This window comes from Parapusillimonas granuli (genome assembly GCF_013416525.1).
Taxonomy (GTDB): domain Bacteria; phylum Pseudomonadota; class Gammaproteobacteria; order Burkholderiales; family Burkholderiaceae_B; genus Parapusillimonas; species Parapusillimonas granuli.
In genome coordinates this window covers 120,377-141,557 of sequence record NZ_JACCEM010000007.1, presented here as the reverse complement: position 1 = coordinate 141,557, position 21,181 = coordinate 120,377, and the positions used below count along the sequence as shown (strand labels likewise).

Sequence of the window (21,181 nt, the reverse complement as noted above, 5' to 3'; positions counted from 1 at the left end):
GGCGGGCCGGCGCAGCGGAACGGAACCGGCCTCAGTCCCGGAAGTTGTTGAACTGCAGGGGCAGATCGACGTCGGCCTTCTTCAGCAAAGCGATCGCGGCCTGCAGGTCGTCCCGCTTTTTGCCGCTGACCCGCAGCTTGTCGCCGTTGATCTGCGCCTCGACCTTCAGCTTCGCCGCCTTCATCTCGGCGATCAGCTTCTTGGAAACCGCTTGTTCCAGCCCCTGCTTGACAGTCACCTTGCGCCGGGCGCCGGAGACGTTCTCGAGCGGTTCGCCGACATCGAGGCAGCGCACATCGATGCCCCGCGCCGACAGGCGCCCGCGCAAGATATCCAGCATCTGGTTCAATTGGAACACGCTGGGCGCCGACTGCGTCACCACATAGCCCTCCAGCTCGAAAGCCGCGTTCACGCCCTTGAAATCGAAGCGCGTCGACAGCTCGCGATTGGCCTGGTCAACGGCATTGCTCAACTCATGCTTGTCTACTTCGGAGACCACATCAAACGAAGGCATACAACGAATCCTTGAATACTTGAACGAAGAAGGCCGAGTTTACCCCGGCGCCCGGCGCCGCGGCGCGCTTGCGCCTCCGCCCATGCGGGCCCGCGCGCAAGCGGATCAAGCCGCGCCGGCCGGCTCCAGCGTTTCCGCCAGCTTGCGCAGCTCGAATTTCTGGATCTTGCCCGTGGACGTCTTGGGCAGCTCGCAGAAGACCACCGTGCGCGGCACCTTGAAGCCCGCCATGTGCTTCTTGCAATGCTCGATGATGGCATCGGAGGTGGCGCGCGCGCCCTCCTTGAGCTCGATGAACGCGCAGGGCGTTTCGCCCCAGCGCTCGTCGGGGCGCGCCACCACGGCGGCGGCCAGGACGTCCGGGTGGCGATAGAGGATGTCCTCGACCTCGATCGACGAGATGTTCTCGCCGCCGGAAATGATGATGTCCTTGCTGCGGTCCTTGATCTTCACATAGCCGTCGGGGTCCATCACGGCCAGGTCCCCGCTGTGGAACCAGCCGCCGGCCAGCGCCTCTTGCGTGGCCTTCGGGTTCTTCAGATAGCCCTTCATGGCGATGTTGCCGCGGAACATGATCTCGCCCATGGTCTGGCCGTCGGCCGGCACGGGCTGCATCGTTTCCGGATCCATGACGGCGATGCCCCGTTCGAGATGGTAGGCGACGCCCTGGCGCGCATTCAGGCGGGCGCGTTCGCCGATGTCGAGCTCGTTCCAGTCGTCGTGCTTGGCGCAAACGGTGGCCGGGCCGTAGACTTCGGTCAGGCCATAGACGTGCAGCAGGTCGAAGCCCATGCGCTCCATGCCTTCGATCATGGACGCGGGCGGCGCCGCGCCCGCCACCATGGCCTTGACGCCGGTGGGCAGGCCTTCCTTCATGGACTGGGGCGCATTGACCAGCATGCTGTGCACGATGGGCGCGCCGCAATAATGATCGACGCCGTGTTCGCGGATGGCGTCGAATATCGCCTGCGCCTCGACCCGGCGCAGGCAGACGTTGACGCCCGCCCGGGCCGCGATCGCCCATGGGAAGCACCAGCCATTGCAATGGAACATGGGCAGGGTCCAGAGATACACGGCATGCTTGGGCATGTCCCATTCGAGGATGTTCGATATGGCGGCGACCGCCGCGCCGCGGTGGTGGTAGACCACGCCTTTCGGATTGCCGGTGGTGCCGCTGGTGTAGTTCAGCGCGATGGCGTCCCATTCGTCGGCGGGCAGCGCCCATTCGTATTCCGGATCGCCCTGGGACAGCAGGGCTTCGTAGTCGAGTTCGCCCATGGGCTGGTTGGCGCCGGTGTACAGGGGGTCGACGGCATCGACGACCATGATCGGCCTGCCGGACTGCCGCAGTTCGAGCGCTTTCTTGACGACGGGTGCGAATTCGGAGTCGACGATGACCAGGCTTGCTTCGCCGTGGTCCAGCATGTAAGCGACCGTGGCGGGATCCAGCCGGGTATTGATGGCGTTGAGGACCGCCCCCGCCATCGGTACGCCGAAGTGGGCCTCGACCATGGGCGGCGTATTGGGCAGCATCACCGCCACCGTGCTGCCCTTGCCGATTCCGTGCCGGGCCAGGGCGCTCGCCAGGCGCCTGCAGCGGGCGTACAGCTGCGACCAGGTCAGGCGCAGCGCCTGCGGCCCGGAACCGTGGATGACCGCCGTGCGGTCCGGATACACGGAAGCCGAGCGCTCGATGAAGGACAGCGGGGTGATCGCTGCGTGGTTTGCCGGAGTCTGCGGCAGGTCGCGGTCGAAGATGCTGGACATTCCTGTCTCCTGGGAGTTTTCATGGCGGCCGGGGGCTATCGCAAAATGATAGTCCCGCACCTAAAAAAGCGCCAGTAGCGCCAGCCAGACGGGGATCAGGACGGCCGTGGCGATGCCGTTCAGGCCCATGCCCAGCGCCGCGAAGGCGCCGGCGGTTTCGCTTGCCTGGAAGGCGCGCGCCACGCCGATGGCATGGGCGCTCAGGCCCAGCGAGAACCCTTGCGCCGCCGGGTCCGCGATCCGGAAAAGCCGCAATAGAGAACCCGCCAGAATCGCCCCCGCGATGCCCGTCACGGCCACGGCGATCGTGGTCAATGAAGGCAGGCCGCCGGCCAGCGCCGCGACTTCCATGGCGATCGGCATGGTGGCCGATTTCGGGGCGACCGACAGCTGCGTCTGCAGGCTGCCGCCCAGCATCCAGGCGATGCCCATGCCCGTCACGATGGCGGTGGCGGACCCTGCCAGCAAGGCGACGCAAAGCGGCACCATCATTTGGCGAAGCCGGCCCAGCTGGCCGTACAGCGGTATGGCGAGCGCGACGGTCGCCGGCCCGATCAGAAAGCTCAGGAACCAGGTGTGCCCCGCGTATACCTCGTAAGGCGTGCCGGTGCCGTACAGAACCGCCACGACCATGGCCACCGCCGTCAGCACCGGCAGCAGTAGCGGATTGCCGCGGCAGCGCAGATAGGCCGCGAGCGCGAGCAGGTAGGCCGCCACGGTGAACGCCAGCCAGAACAGGGTCGAGTCAGCGAGATACGCCCAGACTTCCCGGAGCGCGCCGCTCATGAATCCGGTCCCTTGCCGCGGCGCAGCATCCAGCGCAGAGTCGTGGCGGTGACGACGATGGTGAGCGCCACCCCCAGGATGCATGCGGCAAGAAAGGGAATCCATTCACGCTGCAGCGTGCCGAAATACGAGATGATGCCCGCGACCGCCGGTATGAAGAGCAGCATGAGGTGCCGGAGCAGGTGCCGGCAGGTGTGCAGCAGGCCTTCGGGCACCTTGCCGTACGCCATGAGCGCGCACAGCATGAGCAGCATGCCGGCCAAGGGGCCGGGCAGCGGCAGCCCGGCCAGGCGCACCAGGGCCTCGCCGGCGATTTGCATGAAGAACAGGGAAAGGATGGCAAGCAATACTGGCATAGCGCCAAACACTAGCACAGAGCCGCGCGCGAATCCATAGGCCGGGGCGCGGCGAGCCGGCGGCGAACCGGAGCCGATTTCTGCTAAAGTCTGGCAGCATGAAGAACCGGCGAGGGCAAGCGCAAGCAATGAAGAACCGGCAGGCCGCCACGACGAGACAGCCCGCGCGCGCCGCGGCCCTGATCGTGGCCGCCATGCTGGCGGCCTGCGCCCAGCCGCAGGGCGCGGCGGGCCCGTCCCGGCCCAGCACCGAAGAAATGTCCATCGAACAATTCGCACAGACCGATTTCAACCGCACGGTCTCGGTGGCGATGCGCGACAACCTCGAAAGCCTGTCCCGCCTGCTGGAAAAGCTCTACCGCCGCAACCCGGCCGAATGGCGCAAGACGGGCGCGCCCGATATCGAGACGGCCATCGAGCGCGGGCGCAAGGCGATACGGGAAGGACGCCCGCCGCCCGAACTGGCGGGCCTGCGCGACATCGAGATCCTGTCGGTTGCGCTGGATCCGAACTACCGGGGCGACCGGGCCGGCGCTTTCGTCACCGGCATGGCGAGCACCATCATCAACGCCCACGACGGCAGGACGCGTTTCTATGTGACGGACGTTCTGAACGCCCAGCATGTGTACAACGCCGCCCGCAATGTGGAAATCGCCGCCTGGCTGCTCGCCAGCAAGCGCTTGAGCGACGGGCGGCCGCTGTTGCTGGCGAACGAGATGTCGGAAGGCGCCACCAATCTCAGCTTCGAGCGCGAGTTCGGGCAGCTGATCGGGCGGCTGGACCTGATCGCCAATCTGCTGGACGAGAATCTGCGCCGGGTGGGCATCAATTACATGCAGGGCCTGCTGTTCTTCAATTTCCTGCCCGTGCGCTAGGGGTGGGGTCCGCCAAGGCGGGAAATGCTGCAAAACAGCGGCAAGTCACTATAATTCGTCCTTTCCGGCGCGCAAACACCGCGCCCCTCGCCACCACGGCAACGTCATGAAAAGAGCGACCAACATGAAAACTACCTCCCTACTCTCCACCGCCCTTCTCGGCATCACCGTGGCGGCGAGCGGCGGCGCCCACGCCGGCAAAGTGCTCGACTCCGTCAAGGCCAAGGGCCAGGTCGTATGCGGCGTCAACACTTCCGCGCCCGGCTTCTCCGGCACCGACAGCAAAGGCGAATGGCGCGGGCTCGACGTCGACGCATGCCGCGCGGTCGCGGCCGCCGTCCTGAACGACGCCTCCAAAGTGAAGTTCGTTCCCTTGAATCCGCCGCAGCGCTTCACGGCGCTGCAGTCCGGCGAAATCGACATGCTCGCGCGCAACACCACCTGGTCGCTGACGCGCGACGCCTCGCTGGGCGTCGTCTTCACCGGCATCAATTACTACGACGGCCAGGGCTTCATGGTCCCCAAGAAGTTCAAAGTCGAAAACGCCAAGCAGCTGAAGAACGCGGAAATCTGCCTGCAGTCCGGCACCACCTCCGAAAAGAACGTGGCCGACTACTTCAAAGCCAACGGCATTCCCTACAAGTCCGTCGTGTTCGATTCGCCCGAAGCGGCCCACACGGCGTTTTTCTCCGGCCGCTGCCAGGTCATCTCCACCGACATGTCCGAACTGGCGGGCATCCGCGCCCAAAGCCCCAACGCCGACGACTACGCCATTCTGGCCGACGTGATTTCCAAGGAACCCCTCGGCCCCGCCGTGCGCCGCGGCGACGACGAATGGTTCGCGATCGTGAAATGGTCGCTGTTCGCCATGCAAAACGCCGAGGAAATGGGCATCACGCAAGGCAATGTGGACAAGATCAAGGCCGAAAGCAAGGACCCCAACGTGCAGCGTCTGCTGGGCACCGGCGAAGACATGGGCAAGCAGCTCGGCCTGGACAAGGAATGGGCCTACCGCATCGTCAAGCAGGTGGGCAACTATGGCGAAAGCTTCGACCGCAACATGGGCGAGAATTCCCCGCTGAAGCTGCCGCGCGGCGTGAACAAGCTCTGGAATGACGGCGGGCTGATGTACGCGCCGCCCATCCGCTAAGCCGACGACCCCCGCATCGACCGGAAGGAACAGGCCCGCCTGTTCCTTCTGTGTTTGGAACCATCGCAATGCCCCCTCACGACAACAGACCGAAGCGCTCGTTCTCCTGGTCCACCGAGAACGGCCGCGGCCTCATCTACCAGATCATCGCCGTGGCCGTCCTGGCGCTGCTGGGCTGGTACCTGTTCTCCAACACCGCGCGCAACCTGGACGCCATGCAGGTGAAATCGGGCTTCGCCTTCCTGTCCCAGCCGGCCGGCTTCGACATCGGCGAAACCCTTTTTTCCTATGTGTCCAGCGACTCCTACCTGCGCGCCTTCCTGGTTGGCGTGGGCAATACCCTGCGGGTGGCCCTGGCCGGCATCGTGCTTTCCACCGTGCTCGGCACACTGGTCGGAATAGGACGGCTGTCCCGGAATTTTCTGCTGCGCAAGCTGTGCGATGCCTATGTCGAGACCCTGCGCAACATCCCCCTGCTGATCCAGCTGCTGGCCACCTACCTGATCATCACCGAGCTGCTGCCTTCGGCGCATGATGCCTTCCACCCCCTGCCGCACGCCTATCTCAGCAAAAGCGGCCTGCAGCTGCCCGTGCCGGTGTGGTCGGCCGGCTGGGCCTGGGCGCTGGCGGGCGTGCCGGCCGGGCTGCTGTGCGCCTGGCTCCTGCGCCGCGCGGCCCGGCGCCGCCAGGCGCGCACGGGCCAAGCGCCGCGCAGCGGGCTGCCGGCCGCTTTGTGCATCGTCGGCCTGCCGGTGGCGGGCTGGCTCGCGGGCGGGGCCCCAAGCGAATTCGACGTCCCCGAAGCCACGGTGTTCAGCATCAGCGGCGGCGTGTCGCTCACCCCCGAATTCCTGGCGCTGCTGACCGGGCTGACGCTCTACACGGCCAGCTATATCGCGGAAATCGTGCGCGCCGGGATCCTCGCCGTGTCGGCCGGCCAGCTCGAGGCCAGCTCCGCCCTGGGCCTGTCGCGGGCGCAGACCTTGCGGCTGGTGGTGCTGCCGCAGGCGATGCGCGTCATCGTCCCGCCCCTGACGAGCCAATACCTCAATCTCACCAAGAACTCCTCGCTGGCCGTGACCGTGGGCTACCCCGACATCGTGTCGGTGGCCAACACCGCCATCAACCAGAACGGCCAGGCGCTGGAGTGCATTTCCATCATCATGCTCGTCTACCTGAGCATCAGCCTGCTGATCGCCGCCTTCATGAACTGGTACAACAGCCACGTAGCGCTGGTCGAGAGGTAAGCCGCATGTCCGCCCCGACCTCCCCCGCCGCCCATCCCCTGCCCGCGCCCGTGGCCCGCGCCGGCGTCCTGGGCTGGATGCGCGCCAATCTATTCTCGGGCTGGAAAAGCACGCTGGTCACCCTGGCCATCGTCTGGCTGGCGCTCGGCATCGCTCCCGACCTCTACCAATGGGCGATCGGCAACGCCGTCTTCGCGCCGGACTTCACGGCCTGCCGCGCGGTCGCGCGGGAAGGCGCCTGCTGGGGCATGATCGCCGAGAAATCGCGCCTCATTTTTTTCGGCCGCTATCCCTATCTGGAACAATGGCGCCCGCTGCTCGCCACCCTGATCCTGGGCGGCGCGCTGATCACCAGCTGCTACCGGCGCTTCTGGCGCAAATGGCTGGCGCTGCTCTGGACGGCGGCGCTGGCCGCCTTCCTGCTGCTGATGCGCGGCGGCGTCTTCGGCCTGAGCTACGTGGAAACCAATCTGTGGGGCGGTTTTCCGCTGACGCTGATGCTGACGGTGGTCGGCCTGTTCTGCGCCCTGCCCTTGGCGGTGCTGATCGCCTTGGGGCGCCGTTCCAAGTTGAAGGCCATACGCGTCTTCTGCGTCTTCTATGTGGAGATCATCCGCGGCATACCGCTGATCACGGTGCTGTTCACCGCGTCCTTCCTGTTTCCGCTGTTCCTGCCGCCGCAATACAACATCGATGTGCTGCTGCGCATACAGATAGGCATCATTCTCTTCACGGCGGCCTATCTGGCCGAGACGATACGGGGCGGGCTGCAGGCCATTCCCAAGGGCCAGTACGAAGCCGCGGCCGCCATGGGGCTGGGCTACTGGCAGACCGTGCGCAAGATCATCCTGCCGCAGGCGCTGCGCATCGTCGTCGCGCCCATGGTGAACACCTTCATCAGCACTTTCATGGACACTTCGCTGGTCACCGTGGTGAGCCTGTACGACCTGACCGGCGCCCTGCGGCTGGCCTTGGGCGACCCCAACTGGAAAGCCTTCTTCATCGAAGGCTACCTGTTCATCGCCGCGATCTACCTGGTGTGCTGCTACGGCATGTCGCGCTACAGCCAGTGGGTCGAAAAGCGCATCAACCGGCGCCAGTCGCGCTAAGGCCCGTCAGCGTCGACGGCAAGCCAGCCTACGCGGGCATGGCGGCGATGGTCTGCGCGACCGCCGCCGTCAGCCGCTTGCCGTAGGGCACGTGCAGGAATTCATTGGGACCGTGGGCATTGGACTGCGGCCCCAGCACGCCGCACACCATGAACTGCGAGCTAGGGAAGCCTTCCTGCAGAAGATTGATGAGCGGTATGGTGCCGCCCTGCCCGATGTAGCCGCAAGGGGCGCCGTAATGCGCCCGCGACGCGTCGTCGAGCGCGCGCTCCAGCCAGGGCGCCGTCGCGGGGGCGTTCCAGCCCGTGGCCTGGCCGGGGTCGGGGCGGAACAGCACCTTGGCGTTGTAGGGGGAGTCGTCCTCCAGCAAGGCCTTGAGCTCCTGGCAGGCGGCGACGGCGTCGATGGGCGGCGGCAGCCGCAGCGACAGCTTGAATGCGGTTCTCGGCCGCAGCACGTTGCCCGCGCTGCCCAGCGGCGGCAAGCCTTCCGCGCCCGTCACCGACAGGGTCGGCCGCCAGGTGCGATTGAGCAGCGCCTCGCGCGGCGCGGTGGTCATGGGCAGCACGAAGCCGCCGTCGGCGCCGCAGCTCCAGGGGAAGCGCCGCCAGACTTCGTCGCCCAGAATGCGCGCGGTGGCCTCCGCCTGCTCGATGCGTTCCGCCGGAATTTCACAGTGGAAGCTTTGCGGCAGCAGGCGCCCGGTGGCGCTGTCCTCGAGCCGGTCGAGCAAGTGGCGCAGGATGCGGAAGCTGGACGGCACGACGCCGCTGGCGTCGCCCGAATGCACGCCCTCGTCCAGGACCTGCACTTCGAGCGTGCCCGCGACCATGCCCCGCAAAGAGGTCGTCATCCATAACTGGTCGTAATTGCCGGCGCCCGAGTCCAGGCAGACCACGAGCGCGACATTGCCCAGCCGCGGGCGCAAGGCGTCGACGTAGGGCAGCAGATCGTAGCTGCCGGATTCTTCGCAGGTTTCGATCAGGCCGACGCAGCGGGGACGCGGCACGCCTTGCCGGTCGAGCGCCATGATGGCGGTCAGAGAGGCGTAGACGGCATAGCCGTCGTCCGCGCCGCCGCGGCCGTAAAGACGGCCGTTTTCATACTTGGGCGTCCAGGGGCCCAGGTCGGAGCGCCAGCCGGAGAACTCGGGCTGCTTGTCCAGGTGGCCGTACATCAGCACGGTATTGCCATTGTCCGCCCGCGTGGCCGGTACTTCGAAGAAGATGACGGGCGTGCGGCCGGGCAGGCGCACGACTTCCAGGACCAGCCCACGCACTTTCTGCGCTTGCACCCACTGCGCGGCATCGCGCACGACTCGCTCGATATGGCCGTTCTTGTCCCAGTCCGGATCGAAGGCGGGGCTTTTGGCCGGAATGGCGATATAGTGAGTAAGCGCGGGGACGATGTCGCCGTCCCATTTTTCGTCGACATACTGCTGCAAGGCCCGGGGGTCGAGGGTCGGCTGCAGGGATGCATCGGGGATGGGTGCGTTCATCGTGGCTCCTTTGTACGGTGGATGCCACGATTTTAAGCCCTGCCGGGAATTCGAGCGCAAGAAACGAGATGCCGGCCCAGGCCGCCGCGGCTATCGTGTGCTTCATAGACATTCAGGAATTCAGGATACGCCATGGACACCGCAACTTTGACGCCCGACACCCACGCCGGTCCCTACGCCGGCGAAGCCGCCCGCTGGCAAGCCGTGGCGGCGCGCGATCCGGCGGCCGACGGCCATTTCGTGTACGCCGTGAAAACCACCGGCGTATATTGCCACCCCAGTTCGGCCGCCCGCCGGCCCAAACGTGAAAACGTCGAGTTTTTCGACAGCCCCCAGGCGGCCGAGGCCGCGGGCTATCGGCCCAGCCGGCGCGCCGCCGGGCGCCACGGGGCGCTGCAGGCGCAGCGCGCCGCGCTGGTGCGCGAGATCTGCGCTTACATCGAACAGGCCGAGACGCCGCCGCGCCTGGACGAGCTCGCCGCCCGGGCGGGCATGAGCCGGTTCCATCTGCACCGCCTGTTCAAAGCCGAAACCGGGCTGACGCCCCAAGCATACGCCCACGCGGCGCGCGCCCGGCGCCTGCGGCGCGAACTGGGCAAGCCCGAAGGCAGCGTCACCCACGCGCTGTATGAAGCGGGTTTCAACTCCAGCAGCCGCTTCTACCAGGCTTCGGAGACCTTGCTGGGCATGCCGCCCAGCGCTTATCGCCAAGGCGGGCTCAATGCCCGCATACGCTTCGCGGTCGGCCAATGCTCGCTGGGCGCCATACTGGTCGCGCAAAGCCAGCGCGGCATTTGCGCCATATTGCTGGGCGAGGACCCCGACAAGCTGGTCCGCGACCTGCAGGACATGTTCCCGAAGGCGGAGCTCATCGGCGGCGACGCCCGATTCGAACGGCTGGTCGCCCAGGTCGTGGGCTTCGTCGAGGCGCCTTCGCTGGGGCTGGGGCTGCCGCTGGACATCCAGGGCACCGCCTTCCAGGAACGGGTATGGCAGGCGCTGCGCGAGATCCCGCCCGGCAGCACCGCGACCTACAGCGATATCGCGCAGCGCATCGGCTCGCCCAATGCCGTGCGGGCAGTGGGCCGGGCCTGCGGCGCCAACCGCATCGCCGTCGCCATCCCCTGCCACCGGGTGCTGCGCCGCGACGGGGATTTATCCGGATACCGCTGGGGGGTGGAGCGCAAGCGCGAACTGCTGCAGCGCGAAGCCGCGGAGCCGGCGCCCGGGAAGCGGGAGCGAGCGCCGTCGGCGTGACCGCTATTGCAGCTTGATGTTGCCTTTCTTGATCACTTCGCTCCAGCGCGCGATTTCATTGCGTATCTGGGCACCGAATTCCGCGGGCGTATTGCCGACCGGGAATGCGCCCGACTCGGTAAGCTTCGCAGAAGTTTCCGGATCCTTTACCGCCTTCGCGAAGGCCTGCGCCAGTGTGTCGCGCACGTCATCAGGCAGGCCCGCGGGGCCGATCAGGCCATACCAGGCCGTCACGTCGTAGTCCACGTGCCCCGCCTCTTTGAACGTGGGCAGATCCGGCAACTGCCGATTGCGCTCTGCGCCGGTGATGGCCAAGGCGCGCAGCTTGCCGCTTTGGATGTGTGGCAGCGACGACGGGAAGTTGTCGAATATCACCGGTACGCTACCACCCACCACGTCAGTCAGCGCAGGCGCCGACCCGCGATAGGGAATGCTGATCATTTCGCCGCCTATGCGCTGCAGGAACCAGATCATGCCCAAATCATTGATGCCACCCGCGCCGGCGTTCGCGTACCCGTATTTGCCGGGGTTGGCCTTGATGTAGGCGACGAACTCCTTGAGGTCCTTGGCGGGAAAACCAGGGTGCACGCTCAAGATGTTTGGGCTCGCGACCAGATTGGTCAAGGGCGTGAAATCCTTTACGGCATCATAGGGAATCTCCGGATACAGATTGGGCGCCGTTCCGTGCGTGCTGACCGTGGCAAGGCCGACGGTATAGCCGTCCGGCTTGGCGCGTGCGACCGCGTTGGCGCCTATTGCGCCAGCCGCTCCCGCCCGGTTCTCAACGACCACTTGCACCCCCAGTATCTGGCTCGCTTTCGTGGCGACAACCCGTCCCACGACGTCGGTGGGGCCGCCGGCCGAAAAAGGCACGATCAGGGTGATGGGCTTATCCGGGAAGGCCGCCCAGGCATTCAGGCTGGCCGCCAGGCCGGTAAACAGCATTGATGCCACAATGAGCTTGCGGGCTTTGAACATGGTTTTGTCTCCATTGAGAAAAAGATGAAGTGTCAGGCGGCGCACCGCTCCGGGTTGCGCTTCAATACGCGTCCGGGCCGTCTTTGCGGCGGCTCCGGAAAAACGGCCGTGCCGTTGACGAGCACGTGTTCGATGCCGACCGACGGCAGCGTGGGGTGGTCCCAATCGGCGCGGTCTTCCACGACGTCGGGATCGAAGACCACGACGTCCGCATAGGCGCCGGGCCGGATCGTCCCGCGGTCCCGCAGGCCGAAAACGGTGGCGGGCAAAGCGGTCATCTTCGCTATGGCCGCCTCGAGCGACAGCAGCTTGCAGCGGCGCACGTAATTGCCCAGGACGCGCGTGAAGCTGCCCCATAGGCGAGGGTGCGGGTTGGCATCGTTGGGCAGGCCGTCCGAGCCCACCATGCAGCATGGGTGGGCGAGGACTCTTTGCACGTCGGCCTCGTCCATGGCGAAATAAATCGCCCCGGCCGGCGCCAGCCTTTCGGCCGCCTCTTTCCTGCCGCAGCCCCATTCTTCCGCGATGTCCGCCAGATACCGCCCGCCGCATTCCGGATGGGGCGTGGACCAGGTGATCTTGATGTCGTCGATCGACTCGGCGCGGTCGGCGATCAGGATGGTGGAACTGGCCGTGTAGGGATAGACGTCCATCGCCACGTCCAGGCCGGATGCCCGCGCGCGGTCGATGCTCCCGAGCGTGGTCGCGCTGCTGCCCCAATTGCGGGGCAGCAGGCATTTATGATGCGAGATGATGGTGGCGCAACCGGATCCGGCGCCCAGCTCCAGCACCTCGTCCACGGAAGCGATGACGTCGTCGCCTTCGTTGCGGATGTGGCTGGTATGCAGCGCCCCATGGCGCGCCGCCACGCTCGCAAGCCCCAGCAATTCGTCCCGCTCCGCCCGGCAGCCCGGCTCGTATGCCAGCCCGGTGCTCATGCCGACCACCCCGGCCTCGAGCGCCTCTTCCAGCAATTGCTGCATGCGCGCCTGCTCGGCGGCGGTCGGGCGGGCCAGCGGGTCCTTCATCGCCGCCAGGCGCAAGTTGGCGTGCCCGACCAGCGCCGCGACATTCACCATGGGATCCAGGCTTTCGAGACGCTGAAAATAGGCCTGATGGGATTCGAACAATTCGGTTTGCCCCAGCAGGGAAAACGAGGCCGCGGTATTGCCCGGCAGAGGCCGGGGCGCGGCGCTGACCCCGCAATTGCCCACGACGACCGAGGTGACGCCCTGGCTGGTCTTCCATTCGAGACCCGGCCGCTCCATGAACATCAAGTCGTCGTGGCCGTGCGTGTCGATGAAACCCGGGGCGATCACCTTGCCCGCCGCATCGATGACGCGCCGGGCGGTCGCCCCCCGCGCCTGCAAGTCGCCCACCGCCGCGATGCGGTCGCCCTGGATTCCGACGTCGCCGCGGCGGCGGGCCGCTCCGGTGCCGTCGATGATCCAGCCGCCGACCAGCAATGTGTCGAAGATGTCTGTCGATTCCAAAATGCGCCCCCTGTCGTGTCGCCGCCTGATTGGCCGCCCATTATGGTGAGGATGATCAATCATGTAAAATTGTTTTAGTCGATGCATTGATCACGGTTTACGATGAATAGGCTACCCAAGCACATCACGCTGAAACATTTGCACGCCTTCATCGCCGTCGCGCAGGAAGGCGGATTCACCGCGGCGGGGCGTCGCCTGAGGCAAACGCAATCGTCGGTGACCGGGCTCATTCAACAAATGGAGCAATCTCTGGGCTGCCAGCTGTTCGAGCGGACCAGCCGCAGCGTCGTGCTGACCCAGGTCGGGCAGGAATTCCTGCCGCGCGCCATCACGGTCCTGAAAGAGTTCGAAGGCGCGGTGGACGACGTAATACGCTATGGCGCGCTCGAGCGTGGCCAGGTCACGATCACCGCCGCTCCGTCGGCCGTCACTGAAATCCTGGCCCCCGTGGTCAAGGAATTCAGTTTGCAATACCCCGGCATACGCATCAATCTGCACGACAGCAATTCGCGCCTCATCCAGGCCAGCGTCAGCAATCGGGAGGCGGACTTCGGTTTGACCAGCCGCTGGGTGGAGGATCCGGTCCTGCTGTTCCAGCCCTGCCTGACCGATCAGTTCGGGCTGTTGTACCCGTCGGCGGAACCCTGGCCCACTCGGGAGGAACGGCTGCAGTGGCGCCGGCTCATCGGCCGCAAGCAGATCGGCCTGGTCGACGAAACCGGGATCCTCAGCATTCTACGCGGCAGGATAGACCTGCCCCGGGACGTGACCGCGCCATTCTACGAAGCTTCCAGCACGACCTCGCAGGCGGCTCTGGTGCGCAGCGGCATGGGGGTGGCCGTGTTGCCGGCCCTGGCCGCGCACCGGGTGCTGAGCGAAGGCTTGTCGTACACGCTGCTGGAAGAGCCGACGGTCAAGCGCACGCTGTGCCTGATCACTCACGCCCACTATGCGCTGACACCCATGGCTCAGGCCTTGTTCGACATGGTGCGTGACTGCATCCGCCATCTCGAGCTACCCATGGGTTGCGAGCACGTCACGGCGTAGCACGCCCCTTGCCCCGCCCGCTTTTCTTGGGCGCTGCGCCGCGATCGAGCTGGTCCATCCATGACAGAGCGTCGAGATAGGCCAGGAAGTGCTGCAGATACGCCGGCGACTGTTCGCGCATGAGCGACAGCGAGCGGTGCACCAGATTGCTGGAGTTCAGCGGCCCGGCGTTCGCGGGCACCTGCGCGCGGGAATGGCGCAGCAGCCGCGCCGTGCCCGATCTGGCACAGGCTTGCCGGAAGTAGTCCATTTCCGGCAGCTCGGGGTACGCGGCCCCGGACGGCGTCTGGGCGGCAATGTGGGCAAGCAGCTCGCTCAGCGGGCTCGGCCCGGCCGTGCCCCGCCCGGCCGCTTTCGCGCCGGATGCCCGCGGCGTGCCGGAATCAGTCATGGGCCGCCCTCCGCATCGTGGCCGATCTCGGCACGGGCGTGATCTCCACCCGGCGGTTCCTGGCCCTCCCCGCTTCATCCGCATTCGAGGCGACCGGCCGCTCGGCCCCGAACGCAGCGGCGAAGACGGACGCCGCGGGTATGCCTTGTTCGATCAGCGAGCGAGTGACGGTCAGCGCGCGCTGCGCGGACAGTTCCCAGTTGTCCGCGAAGCGGCGGTTGCCTTCGTGCACCTGCTGGTCGTCCGTGAAGCCGCTGACCATGAGCACCAGATCATTCGACCGGAGATAGCCCGACAAGGGTTCCACCAGGGACCGGAGGACCTCGCTGCCTTCCGCTTGCAGGTCGGCGGAGTTGAGCGCGAACAGCACGCTGCCGCTGATTCCGATACTGCCATCGACCAGCGTGACCCGCCCTTCGGCCAGCGGCCGCGCCAACGCCTGCTCCAGCGTCACGCGGCGCTGCGTTTCCTCGCGCCGCTGCTCGACCTCGTGCTCCAGCCGGACGGAAAGCTCCAGCTGGATGGCGATGACGCCCACCATCACCAGCACGAAGGCGCCCAGCAGCACGGACATCAGGTCGCCGAAGACCGCCCAGACGGGCGTCGACGGTTCCGCCTGGACGTCGATATCGTCCCTCATGCCGCGCCGGAGGCCGCGGGCGCCCGCCGTTCCGCCAGGGCCTGCAGCTCCTCGATGATTTGCTTCTGCGACAGTATGCTCAGGTCGACCACCTCGCGGGCCTGCGCCACGTAGTAGGCCAGTTGTTCATCGCTGCGCGCCATGGACTTGTCGAGCGCGGCCTCGATGCCGGCCAGGCGCTCGGTCAGCGCGGCGTTCGATTCGCTGAATTGCCGCAGGGCGCCGCCCAAGGATTCGCCCAGCGCCGCGACCTCGGTGCCGGCGCCCGCGAGCGACGCCGCCGCGCCGGCCATCCTGCCCGTCTCCGCTTCCATCCGCTGGGTGAATTGCGCGCTGGCGCGCTCCAGCGCGTCCGCCGATCGGGACAGGAGCGCGTCGACCGCCTCGCGCTGTCCGCAGGAGGCCTGGCCCACGGCATCCAGCAAGGCGTGCAAGTCCGTGAGCATGCGCTTGCGCTCTTCGAGCATGGCGTCGTCGCGCGCGGCGCTTGCCGACAGTACCCGGCGCGCCTCGACGACCGCCTCGGCGGCCGCCCTGGGCGCTTGCGCCGCGGCATCGAGCAGCTGCTCGATCCGGGCGACGGTCTTGCCCGCTTGCGCCTGGGCTTCGGCCGCCGTGTCGCCCAGGGCCGTGGTCCAGGCTTGCAGGCGCCGCTCGTCCTGCGCCGCCAGCGTCTGCAGGAGCTCGCCACGGGACCGATTCCACGCCTGCTCCTGGCGGGACAGCGCCGCATCCAGCGCCTGGCGCAGAGCCGCGCTCATGGACTGGTTCGCCGCCTGCTGCCCGGCGACGGCTTCCTGCCAGGCGCCCCGCCAGTCCTGCGCGGCGGCGCGGGCGGCCGCCTCGAACCGCGCCGACATCTCTTCCAGCTGCCGCCGCATGGCCTGGGAAAGCGCGCCGTGCAGCGCGTCCGCCTCGCGGGCCAGGCCCGCCATCGTGGCTTCGACCGCCGGCTGCACGGCGGCGTTCAGCGCCTGCGCGCCCGCGGCCACGCCGGCCGCCACGGACCGTTCCAGGGCGTCGGCAAGCCGGACGTGACCGGACTCGCCGGCCTCGTGCAAGCGGGCCTGGCCGGCCAAGAGCTGTTCGTTCAGGCTTTGCGTGTGCCGTTCCATCGATTCCGCCATGGACTGCATGCGCTCGACCATGGCGGGCAGGAGCTCCACCTGCCGCTGCATCAGCCTGAAGCTTTCTTCGCGCTGGTACGTGTGCGAATAAGGATGCAGCGCCGTGCGGATCCGGACGTCGAGCTCGCGCGCCAGCGCGGCGAGCTCGGACCGGTGCATGGCGGCCAGCAGGCCCAGCATCGCCGAGGCCGCCACGCCGGCGATCGAGGTCCCGAAAGCGAATCCCAGCCCCTGCACCGGCGCCGCGAGCGATGCGCGTATGGCCTGGAGATCCGTGGCGCTTTCCAGGGCAAGTCCGGTGCCGCGCAAAGTCGCCACCATGCCCAGAAACGTGCCCAGCATGCCCAGCAGCACCAGCAGGCCGACGAAATAAGGCGTCAAGGCAGGCCCGGGCAAGGCCACCCGCGCGCCTTCGATCCGCAGGCGCACGGCATTGCGCAGGCCCGGCTGCAGCCTGGACAGCCAAGCGTCCAGGTCCGCGGGCGGCTCGGACAAGCCGGCCAAGGCTTGCCGCAAGCCGCGGGCGGCGCGCCCGGAGCGATGGAGCTCCCACGCGCCGGCCAGGTACACGGCCGCGATCAGGGCCGTGACGCTCAGGGCGAGCGCATGGCTGCCCGCATAGCCGGCTCCTATCCAGCACACCGCCGCCAGCCCGGCCGCAAACACAAGAAAATGTAGAAGTCGGTTCATAAAGTCCTGATTCAATTAGGGCGCGCCGGACCGCAGCGCCGCCAGCAGCCCATCGACCGGCTGCAGGCGCAGGTCGAGCTCGGCGCGCAGCACGCTCTGCATGTCCCGGCGGAACACCGCCTGCCAATCATCGGAGGCCGGCGCCCGCCCCACGAGGCTGTCCGCGTCCGGCTCCGGATCGGCCGGGCGCAGACGAAGAAAACGCCGCTCGAGCAGCGCCGGCACGGCGGACAGCAGCTCATGCTCGCGCGCGTCCAGTGCCTGCTCCATGACCGCGTCCAGCACCGCCAGCCGCGCCGCGCCGGGCGAGGCGGACGCAAGCGCCGTCCGCAAGCGCGCCCTCAAGGCGGCAATGGCGCTTTCCATGTTCTGCTGCAGGGAAACATAGCGCCGGCGGTAGGTCGAATACTCGACCGGCGGCGCCGGCCTGCCCCGCGCCCCGCCCAGGCCTTTTTGCCGCGCGCGCGGCGGAGCGGCGGCGGGCTCGCCCAGCTCCGCGATCGCGCGCTCCAGCATCGCCCTTACATGCGCGTAGTCTTCCTCGGCCTGGGCTGCGCCCGGCTCGGCGTGGCCCGGCCGAGCGGCGGCCGCCACCGCCGGCGCGGCGCCCAGCGCCGAAGCCAGGCCGATCGCGTCGGTCCAGCCGAGCCATTGGCTCAGGCGGTCCGGCAGCGGCTGCCCGGGTTCGCGGACATGCGCATCCAGCAGACGGGACAGCAGGCGAATGAGCGCCGGCCCGCTGAAATTCGTGCGCCGAGGCAATTCTTGCGCCATACCAGCAGGGTCAAAAACCCATGAGTTTACACGCAATGGCAAGCCGGCCATGCCCGCCGCCCAGGTTCCCGCCCCGCCGGCAGGCAAGACGTACCCGGCCTCACTTGCCCCGCAAGCGGTCGATGAGGCGGCGGTCGCGCTTGGTCGGGCGGCCGGCCGACAGGTCCTGCCCGGGCTCGGGCGCCAGGCGCCGCAATTCCGCCGCCCGCTCCCTGGCCTGGATGCTCTCCGGGGTTTCCTCGTACAGCAGGCGCGCCACCGGCGCCGGCCCGCGCGCGCCGCTTACGCCGCAAACACGCACCTCGATGGGCGGGTCTTCCTTGCGTATGCTGACCAGGTCATTCGCCGACACCTCGCGCGCCGGCTTGGCCGGCTGGCCGTTGACCTGCACCCGCCCCTTGCCGATTTCCTGCGCCGCCAGGCTGCGCGTCTTGTAGAAACGCGCTGCCCAAAGCCATTTGTCCAGCCGGATCCTGTCCATCGCACCGCTCCGTAGTCGTATTCAAGCCGTCGAGGGCTGCAAGGCGATCACCGCCATGCCCGCGAGGGCGATCAAGGCGCCGCCCACATCCCACCGCGTCAGCGCCACCCCATCGACGAAACGCAGCCACAGCAAGGCCACCGTGATGTACATCCCGCCGTAGGCGGCGTAGGTGCGCCCCGCGGCGGCGGGATGCAGGGTAAGCAGCCAGGCGAACAGAGCCAGGGCCAGCGCCGCCGGAAGAAGCAGCCACGCGCTTTTGCCCTGGCGCAACACCAGCCAGGGCAGATAGCAGCCAATGATTTCCGCCACCGCCGTCACGGCGAACAAAAAGGCAAGCTTCAGCAACTGCGCCATGGTCCTCGGCTCCCGGTCCGCGTCGATGGGAGATTATTCCACAAGAGCCGAAACGGCGACCCTGGAATATTTGAGGCACATCAATTACCCAGGGACGGAAGACCGCTATGCTGAAATCCTCGAAGCATGCTTTTCCAAGGCACGGCCATGGCCAAGAAGTTCCCTCTCCACCCTTCCCACCCTGAACGCATTTGCTGGGGCTGCGACAAATACTGCCCCGTGGATTCCCTTGCCTGCGGCAACGGCTCGGATCGCACCATGCATCCCTCCGAAGTCCTGGGAGACGACTGGTACACCGTCGGCGACTGGGGGCTGGAACCCGAGGAACAGGACGCCGCGAAGACCGCCGCCTAGGCTCCTACGCCGGGCGCCGGCCTTGCTTGCAGCGCCCCTGCCGCATGCCGCGAAGCGCGGCGGGCGGACCGCTTCGGCGTTTCAAACGCGTGGCGGCGGCACCGCGCCCAACTGCATCATCAGGCCCAGTGTATCCATGACGATGCGCATCTCCTTTATTTTCCCCTGCTCGAACCGGTCCACGACCATGCCGCAGACTTTCACCGATCGTCCGGTGGGCGGTATGCCGAGAAACACGCCGTGATGCGTGCCGGTCCATTCGAACCGGGACAGCACCTTGTCGACCTCGGAGATCTGCTCGTAAATCGTCCAATGCATGTCGGGAAAGGATGCCCGCAGGCCGCGGAGCATCTGCTTCAGGCCGGACAAGCCCGGGCCCCGCCTGGGCAGCAATCCCTGTTCTACGACGTCGTCCCAGAAAAACTGGGCCAGGGCGTCGATTTCTCCCTGGTTCAGCACGATTTCCGTGAATCGGCGAACGGCGTTGCGGTTCATGATGTTCTGCATGCTCTATCCTTTGCGGGCCGTGAGAGGCTGGCTCTCGCCCCGATACTGTGGCGCAGGCGGCGGCGCTTGTCATCGCGGTGTTCAGCGGATGAGGCCCACGACGTTCGGCGGATTGCGAATTTAATTACAATGGTTTTTTGATAATGGACGAGGCCTGGGGCCCGTCGACATTGAAAAGGTGAGCGGCATGGAAGCGGAATTCTGGCTGGAGCGCTGGCGTGACGGGCGTATCGGGTTTCACCAAACCCGCATCACGCCGTTGCTGCAAAAATACTGGCCGTCGCTGGGCTTGCCGGCCGGCTGTACGGTGATGGTGCCGCTTTGCGGGAAGTCCCTGGACATGATCTGGCTGGCGGAACAGGGCTATCGCGTGCTGGGCGTCGAGCTCGCGGAGCTGGCGGTCCAGCAGTTTTTCGCCGAAAACGAACTGCCGGTGGCCACGCGCCAGTCCAGCATGGGCGTCCATTATGTTTCCGACCGGATCGAAATCATCTGCGGCGACATTTTCGGCGTCGATGCCGCGACGCTGGGCGGCTGCCTGGGCGCATACGACCGCGCGGCGCTGGTCGCGCTGCCGGCCGGCATGCGGCAGCGTTATGTGGACCACGTCTATGGCCGGCTGTCCGACGACTACCGCGGCTTGCTGCTCACGCTGGATTATCCGCAAAACGAGCTGGAGGGCCCGCCTTTCTCGGTGGCCGACGAAGAGGTCCAGAGGCTTTTTTCAGCGCACTCCAGGGCGCTGGCCATCGACCGGCGCGACATCCTGGAGAAGGATCCGAAGTTCCAGTCCCAGGGGGTGACCCGTCTCGACACGGTGGTGTATCGGCTGGAGAGGCGCGAGGCTCCCGTCACGGCACCCTAGTCCGGGCTAAGAACGATCCCGCAGCTCGTTCACCCCTTCCCCTTCCGCGCAATGATTGCAGCAGAACATCCGCCCGTTCTTCTCCATCCCATGCCCCACGATACGCACCCCGCAGTGCTCGCACAGCGGCGCCAGCGTCTGGATGGCGCATTCAAAACTGTCGAATGTATAGGTCTGCCCATCGGGAGCCGTCACCTCGAAGGACTTGTCGTAATAATTACCGCACTGGTCGCATTTCGCCATGTCTCGCTCCCGCTCTGAAGTCATTGAGATCCATCGCCAGCAAACACCATGCCGCCGCCCGGCCACGCCCGGCACGGCGTTTGCTAGACATGGCGCATGCCAGCAGGACCACATGCTCCATCTGGATCCACGCCGAGGAGGACGCCATGCCCGACAAAGACTCGAAACCGCAACAACCGCAACAGCCCGAAGCCGACTACCAGGGGCCGTCCGGCCCCGACGAGCGCTACGGCCGCAATCAGCAATATGGCCAGGGCGACAACGCCAGGCTGGACCGCAGGAGCGGCGATGAAACGGAAACCGGCCGGCGGATCGGAAGCGAAGAAGGCATACGTGACGACATACGGCGGCGGCTGGATCAAAGCGGCCTGGACGCGGCCAACGTGGAAGTCAGCGTGGCGGACGATCGCGTCACGCTCGACGGCGACACCATCGACGAATCCAACCGGGACGCCATCGAGCGCTGCGCCGCCGCGCAGGCCGGCGTACGCCAGGTCCGCAATCTAATACGGATACGCCGGGGAGTGCAGCCCGATCTGGGCGCCGGCGTGGACAGCGAGGCCATGAGCAGGCGCTGAAACGAAGCCGGCGCGCGTGCCGGCGGCCGGCCGGCTCCCCGAGCCGCCGCTTTGCGCAGCCGCTCCAGGTTGGCTATATTTCATGCATTGGAAACGG

General features: G+C 66.9%; 24 protein-coding genes. 9 read left to right on the top strand and 15 right to left on the bottom strand.

Translation table 11 applies throughout. The features are described from left to right. Positions 1–31: 31 nt before the first annotated feature. The 4 genes from H0A72_RS14180 to H0A72_RS14165 all read right to left on the bottom strand — a co-directional run bounded on the left by H0A72_RS14180 (position 32) and on the right by H0A72_RS14165 (position 3,423). Positions 32–514: a YajQ family cyclic di-GMP-binding protein gene (locus H0A72_RS14180; protein ID WP_180156425.1), complete on the bottom strand. Its 483-nt coding sequence runs from the start codon at positions 512–514 to the stop codon at positions 32–34. Positions 515–619: 105 nt separating this feature from the next. Further along, positions 620–2,281, bottom strand: a complete 1,662-nt coding sequence (locus H0A72_RS14175; protein ID WP_180156423.1) for an acyl-CoA synthetase — start codon at positions 2,279–2,281, stop codon at positions 620–622. Between the two features lie 60 nt (positions 2,282–2,341). Further along, complete coding sequence (locus H0A72_RS14170) at positions 2,342–3,067, bottom strand: LrgB family protein (protein WP_180156421.1); 726 nt, start codon at positions 3,065–3,067, stop codon at positions 2,342–2,344. Beyond that, the gene (locus H0A72_RS14165; RefSeq protein ID WP_180156419.1) at positions 3,064–3,423 is read right to left on the bottom strand and encodes a CidA/LrgA family protein; all 360 of its coding nucleotides are present in this window, start codon (positions 3,421–3,423) and stop codon (positions 3,064–3,066) included. The genes H0A72_RS14170 and H0A72_RS14165 overlap by 4 nt, the downstream gene beginning before the upstream one ends. Positions 3,424–3,551: 128 nt before the next feature. On the opposite strand from H0A72_RS14165, the gene H0A72_RS14160 reads away from it, so the two are divergent. From H0A72_RS14160 to H0A72_RS14145, 4 genes are all read left to right on the top strand, one after another. After that, the gene (locus H0A72_RS14160; RefSeq protein ID WP_180156416.1) at positions 3,552–4,298 is read left to right on the top strand and encodes a hypothetical protein; all 747 of its coding nucleotides are present in this window, start codon (positions 3,552–3,554) and stop codon (positions 4,296–4,298) included. 124 nt (positions 4,299–4,422) lie between these two features. Further along, complete coding sequence (locus H0A72_RS14155) at positions 4,423–5,448, top strand: amino acid ABC transporter substrate-binding protein (RefSeq protein ID WP_180156415.1); 1,026 nt, start codon at positions 4,423–4,425, stop codon at positions 5,446–5,448. Positions 5,449–5,516: 68 nt separating this feature from the next. Next, positions 5,517–6,695: an amino acid ABC transporter permease gene (locus H0A72_RS14150; protein ID WP_180156413.1), complete on the top strand. Its 1,179-nt coding sequence runs from the start codon at positions 5,517–5,519 to the stop codon at positions 6,693–6,695. Positions 6,696–6,700: 5 nt separating this feature from the next. Continuing rightward, on the top strand, positions 6,701–7,804 hold the full coding sequence (locus tag H0A72_RS14145) for an amino acid ABC transporter permease (protein ID WP_180156411.1): 1,104 nt from the start codon (positions 6,701–6,703) through the stop codon (positions 7,802–7,804). A gap of 28 nt (positions 7,805–7,832) precedes the next feature. Here the strand turns inward: H0A72_RS14145 and H0A72_RS14140 are convergent, their stop codons facing one another. Beyond that, positions 7,833–9,302: a M20 family metallopeptidase gene (locus H0A72_RS14140; protein WP_180156409.1), complete on the bottom strand. Its 1,470-nt coding sequence runs from the start codon at positions 9,300–9,302 to the stop codon at positions 7,833–7,835. A 132-nt stretch (positions 9,303–9,434) separates the two neighbouring features. Between H0A72_RS14140 and ada the strand changes: the two genes are divergently transcribed. Further along, complete coding sequence (ada, locus tag H0A72_RS14135; RefSeq protein ID WP_180156407.1) at positions 9,435–10,559, top strand: bifunctional DNA-binding transcriptional regulator/O6-methylguanine-DNA methyltransferase Ada; 1,125 nt, start codon at positions 9,435–9,437, stop codon at positions 10,557–10,559. A 3-nt stretch (positions 10,560–10,562) separates the two neighbouring features. On the opposite strand, the gene H0A72_RS14130 is transcribed toward ada, so the two are convergent. Together H0A72_RS14130 and H0A72_RS14125 are read right to left on the bottom strand one after the other, a co-directional pair. Beyond that, positions 10,563–11,504, bottom strand: coding sequence for a tripartite tricarboxylate transporter substrate binding protein BugE (locus tag H0A72_RS14130; RefSeq protein ID WP_180156732.1), 942 nt, complete (start codon positions 11,502–11,504; stop codon positions 10,563–10,565). A 65-nt stretch (positions 11,505–11,569) separates the two neighbouring features. After that, positions 11,570–13,030, bottom strand: a complete 1,461-nt coding sequence (locus tag H0A72_RS14125) for an N-acyl-D-amino-acid deacylase family protein (protein WP_180156405.1) — start codon at positions 13,028–13,030, stop codon at positions 11,570–11,572. A gap of 102 nt (positions 13,031–13,132) precedes the next feature. Here H0A72_RS14125 and H0A72_RS14120 point away from each other — a divergent pair, with 102 nt between their 5' ends. Further along, complete coding sequence (locus tag H0A72_RS14120) at positions 13,133–14,077, top strand: LysR family transcriptional regulator (protein WP_180156403.1); 945 nt, start codon at positions 13,133–13,135, stop codon at positions 14,075–14,077. Here H0A72_RS14120 and H0A72_RS22215 read toward each other — a convergent pair. The 6 genes from H0A72_RS22215 to H0A72_RS14090 all read right to left on the bottom strand — a co-directional run bounded on the left by H0A72_RS22215 (position 14,067) and on the right by H0A72_RS14090 (position 18,537). Further along, on the bottom strand, positions 14,067–14,468 hold the full coding sequence (locus tag H0A72_RS22215; RefSeq protein ID WP_343060116.1) for a DUF2894 domain-containing protein: 402 nt from the start codon (positions 14,466–14,468) through the stop codon (positions 14,067–14,069). The two genes, H0A72_RS14120 and H0A72_RS22215, sit on opposite strands and share 11 nt — an antisense overlap. Further along, positions 14,461–15,108: an OmpA family protein gene (locus H0A72_RS14110; protein WP_180156399.1), complete on the bottom strand. Its 648-nt coding sequence runs from the start codon at positions 15,106–15,108 to the stop codon at positions 14,461–14,463. Before H0A72_RS14110 ends, H0A72_RS22215 begins: the two co-directional genes overlap by 8 nt. Further along, a complete protein-coding gene (locus H0A72_RS14105; RefSeq protein WP_180156397.1) occupies positions 15,105–16,925 on the bottom strand; it encodes a hypothetical protein in 1,821 nt (606 codons plus the stop codon). Before H0A72_RS14105 ends, H0A72_RS14110 begins: the two co-directional genes overlap by 4 nt. Positions 16,926–16,940: 15 nt before the next feature. After that, positions 16,941–17,699, bottom strand: coding sequence for a DUF3348 domain-containing protein (locus H0A72_RS14100; protein ID WP_180156395.1), 759 nt, complete (start codon positions 17,697–17,699; stop codon positions 16,941–16,943). 100 nt (positions 17,700–17,799) lie between these two features. Further along, positions 17,800–18,180, bottom strand: a complete 381-nt coding sequence (locus H0A72_RS14095) for an RNA-binding S4 domain-containing protein (RefSeq protein ID WP_180156393.1) — start codon at positions 18,178–18,180, stop codon at positions 17,800–17,802. Positions 18,181–18,201: 21 nt separating this feature from the next. Continuing rightward, a complete protein-coding gene (locus H0A72_RS14090; protein ID WP_180156391.1) occupies positions 18,202–18,537 on the bottom strand; it encodes a YnfA family protein in 336 nt (111 codons plus the stop codon). Positions 18,538–18,684: 147 nt separating this feature from the next. Here H0A72_RS14090 and H0A72_RS14085 point away from each other — a divergent pair, with 147 nt between their 5' ends. Beyond that, on the top strand, positions 18,685–18,891 hold the full coding sequence (locus tag H0A72_RS14085; protein WP_180156389.1) for a DUF3079 domain-containing protein: 207 nt from the start codon (positions 18,685–18,687) through the stop codon (positions 18,889–18,891). 81 nt (positions 18,892–18,972) lie between these two features. Here the strand turns inward: H0A72_RS14085 and H0A72_RS14080 are convergent, their stop codons facing one another. After that, complete coding sequence (locus H0A72_RS14080; protein WP_180156387.1) at positions 18,973–19,398, bottom strand: ester cyclase; 426 nt, start codon at positions 19,396–19,398, stop codon at positions 18,973–18,975. A 187-nt stretch (positions 19,399–19,585) separates the two neighbouring features. Between H0A72_RS14080 and H0A72_RS14075 the strand changes: the two genes are divergently transcribed. After that, positions 19,586–20,263, top strand: a complete 678-nt coding sequence (locus H0A72_RS14075; protein ID WP_180156385.1) for a thiopurine S-methyltransferase — start codon at positions 19,586–19,588, stop codon at positions 20,261–20,263. Between the two features lie 6 nt (positions 20,264–20,269). On the opposite strand, the gene H0A72_RS14070 is transcribed toward H0A72_RS14075, so the two are convergent. Further along, complete coding sequence (locus H0A72_RS14070; RefSeq protein ID WP_180156383.1) at positions 20,270–20,506, bottom strand: hypothetical protein; 237 nt, start codon at positions 20,504–20,506, stop codon at positions 20,270–20,272. 146 nt (positions 20,507–20,652) lie between these two features. Here H0A72_RS14070 and H0A72_RS14065 point away from each other — a divergent pair, with 146 nt between their 5' ends. Beyond that, positions 20,653–21,084 carry a BON domain-containing protein gene (locus H0A72_RS14065; RefSeq protein WP_180156381.1) on the top strand — a complete coding sequence of 144 codons (432 nt, stop codon included), beginning with the start codon at positions 20,653–20,655 and terminating at the stop codon, positions 21,082–21,084. The last annotated feature ends 97 nt before the right edge of the window (positions 21,085–21,181 follow it).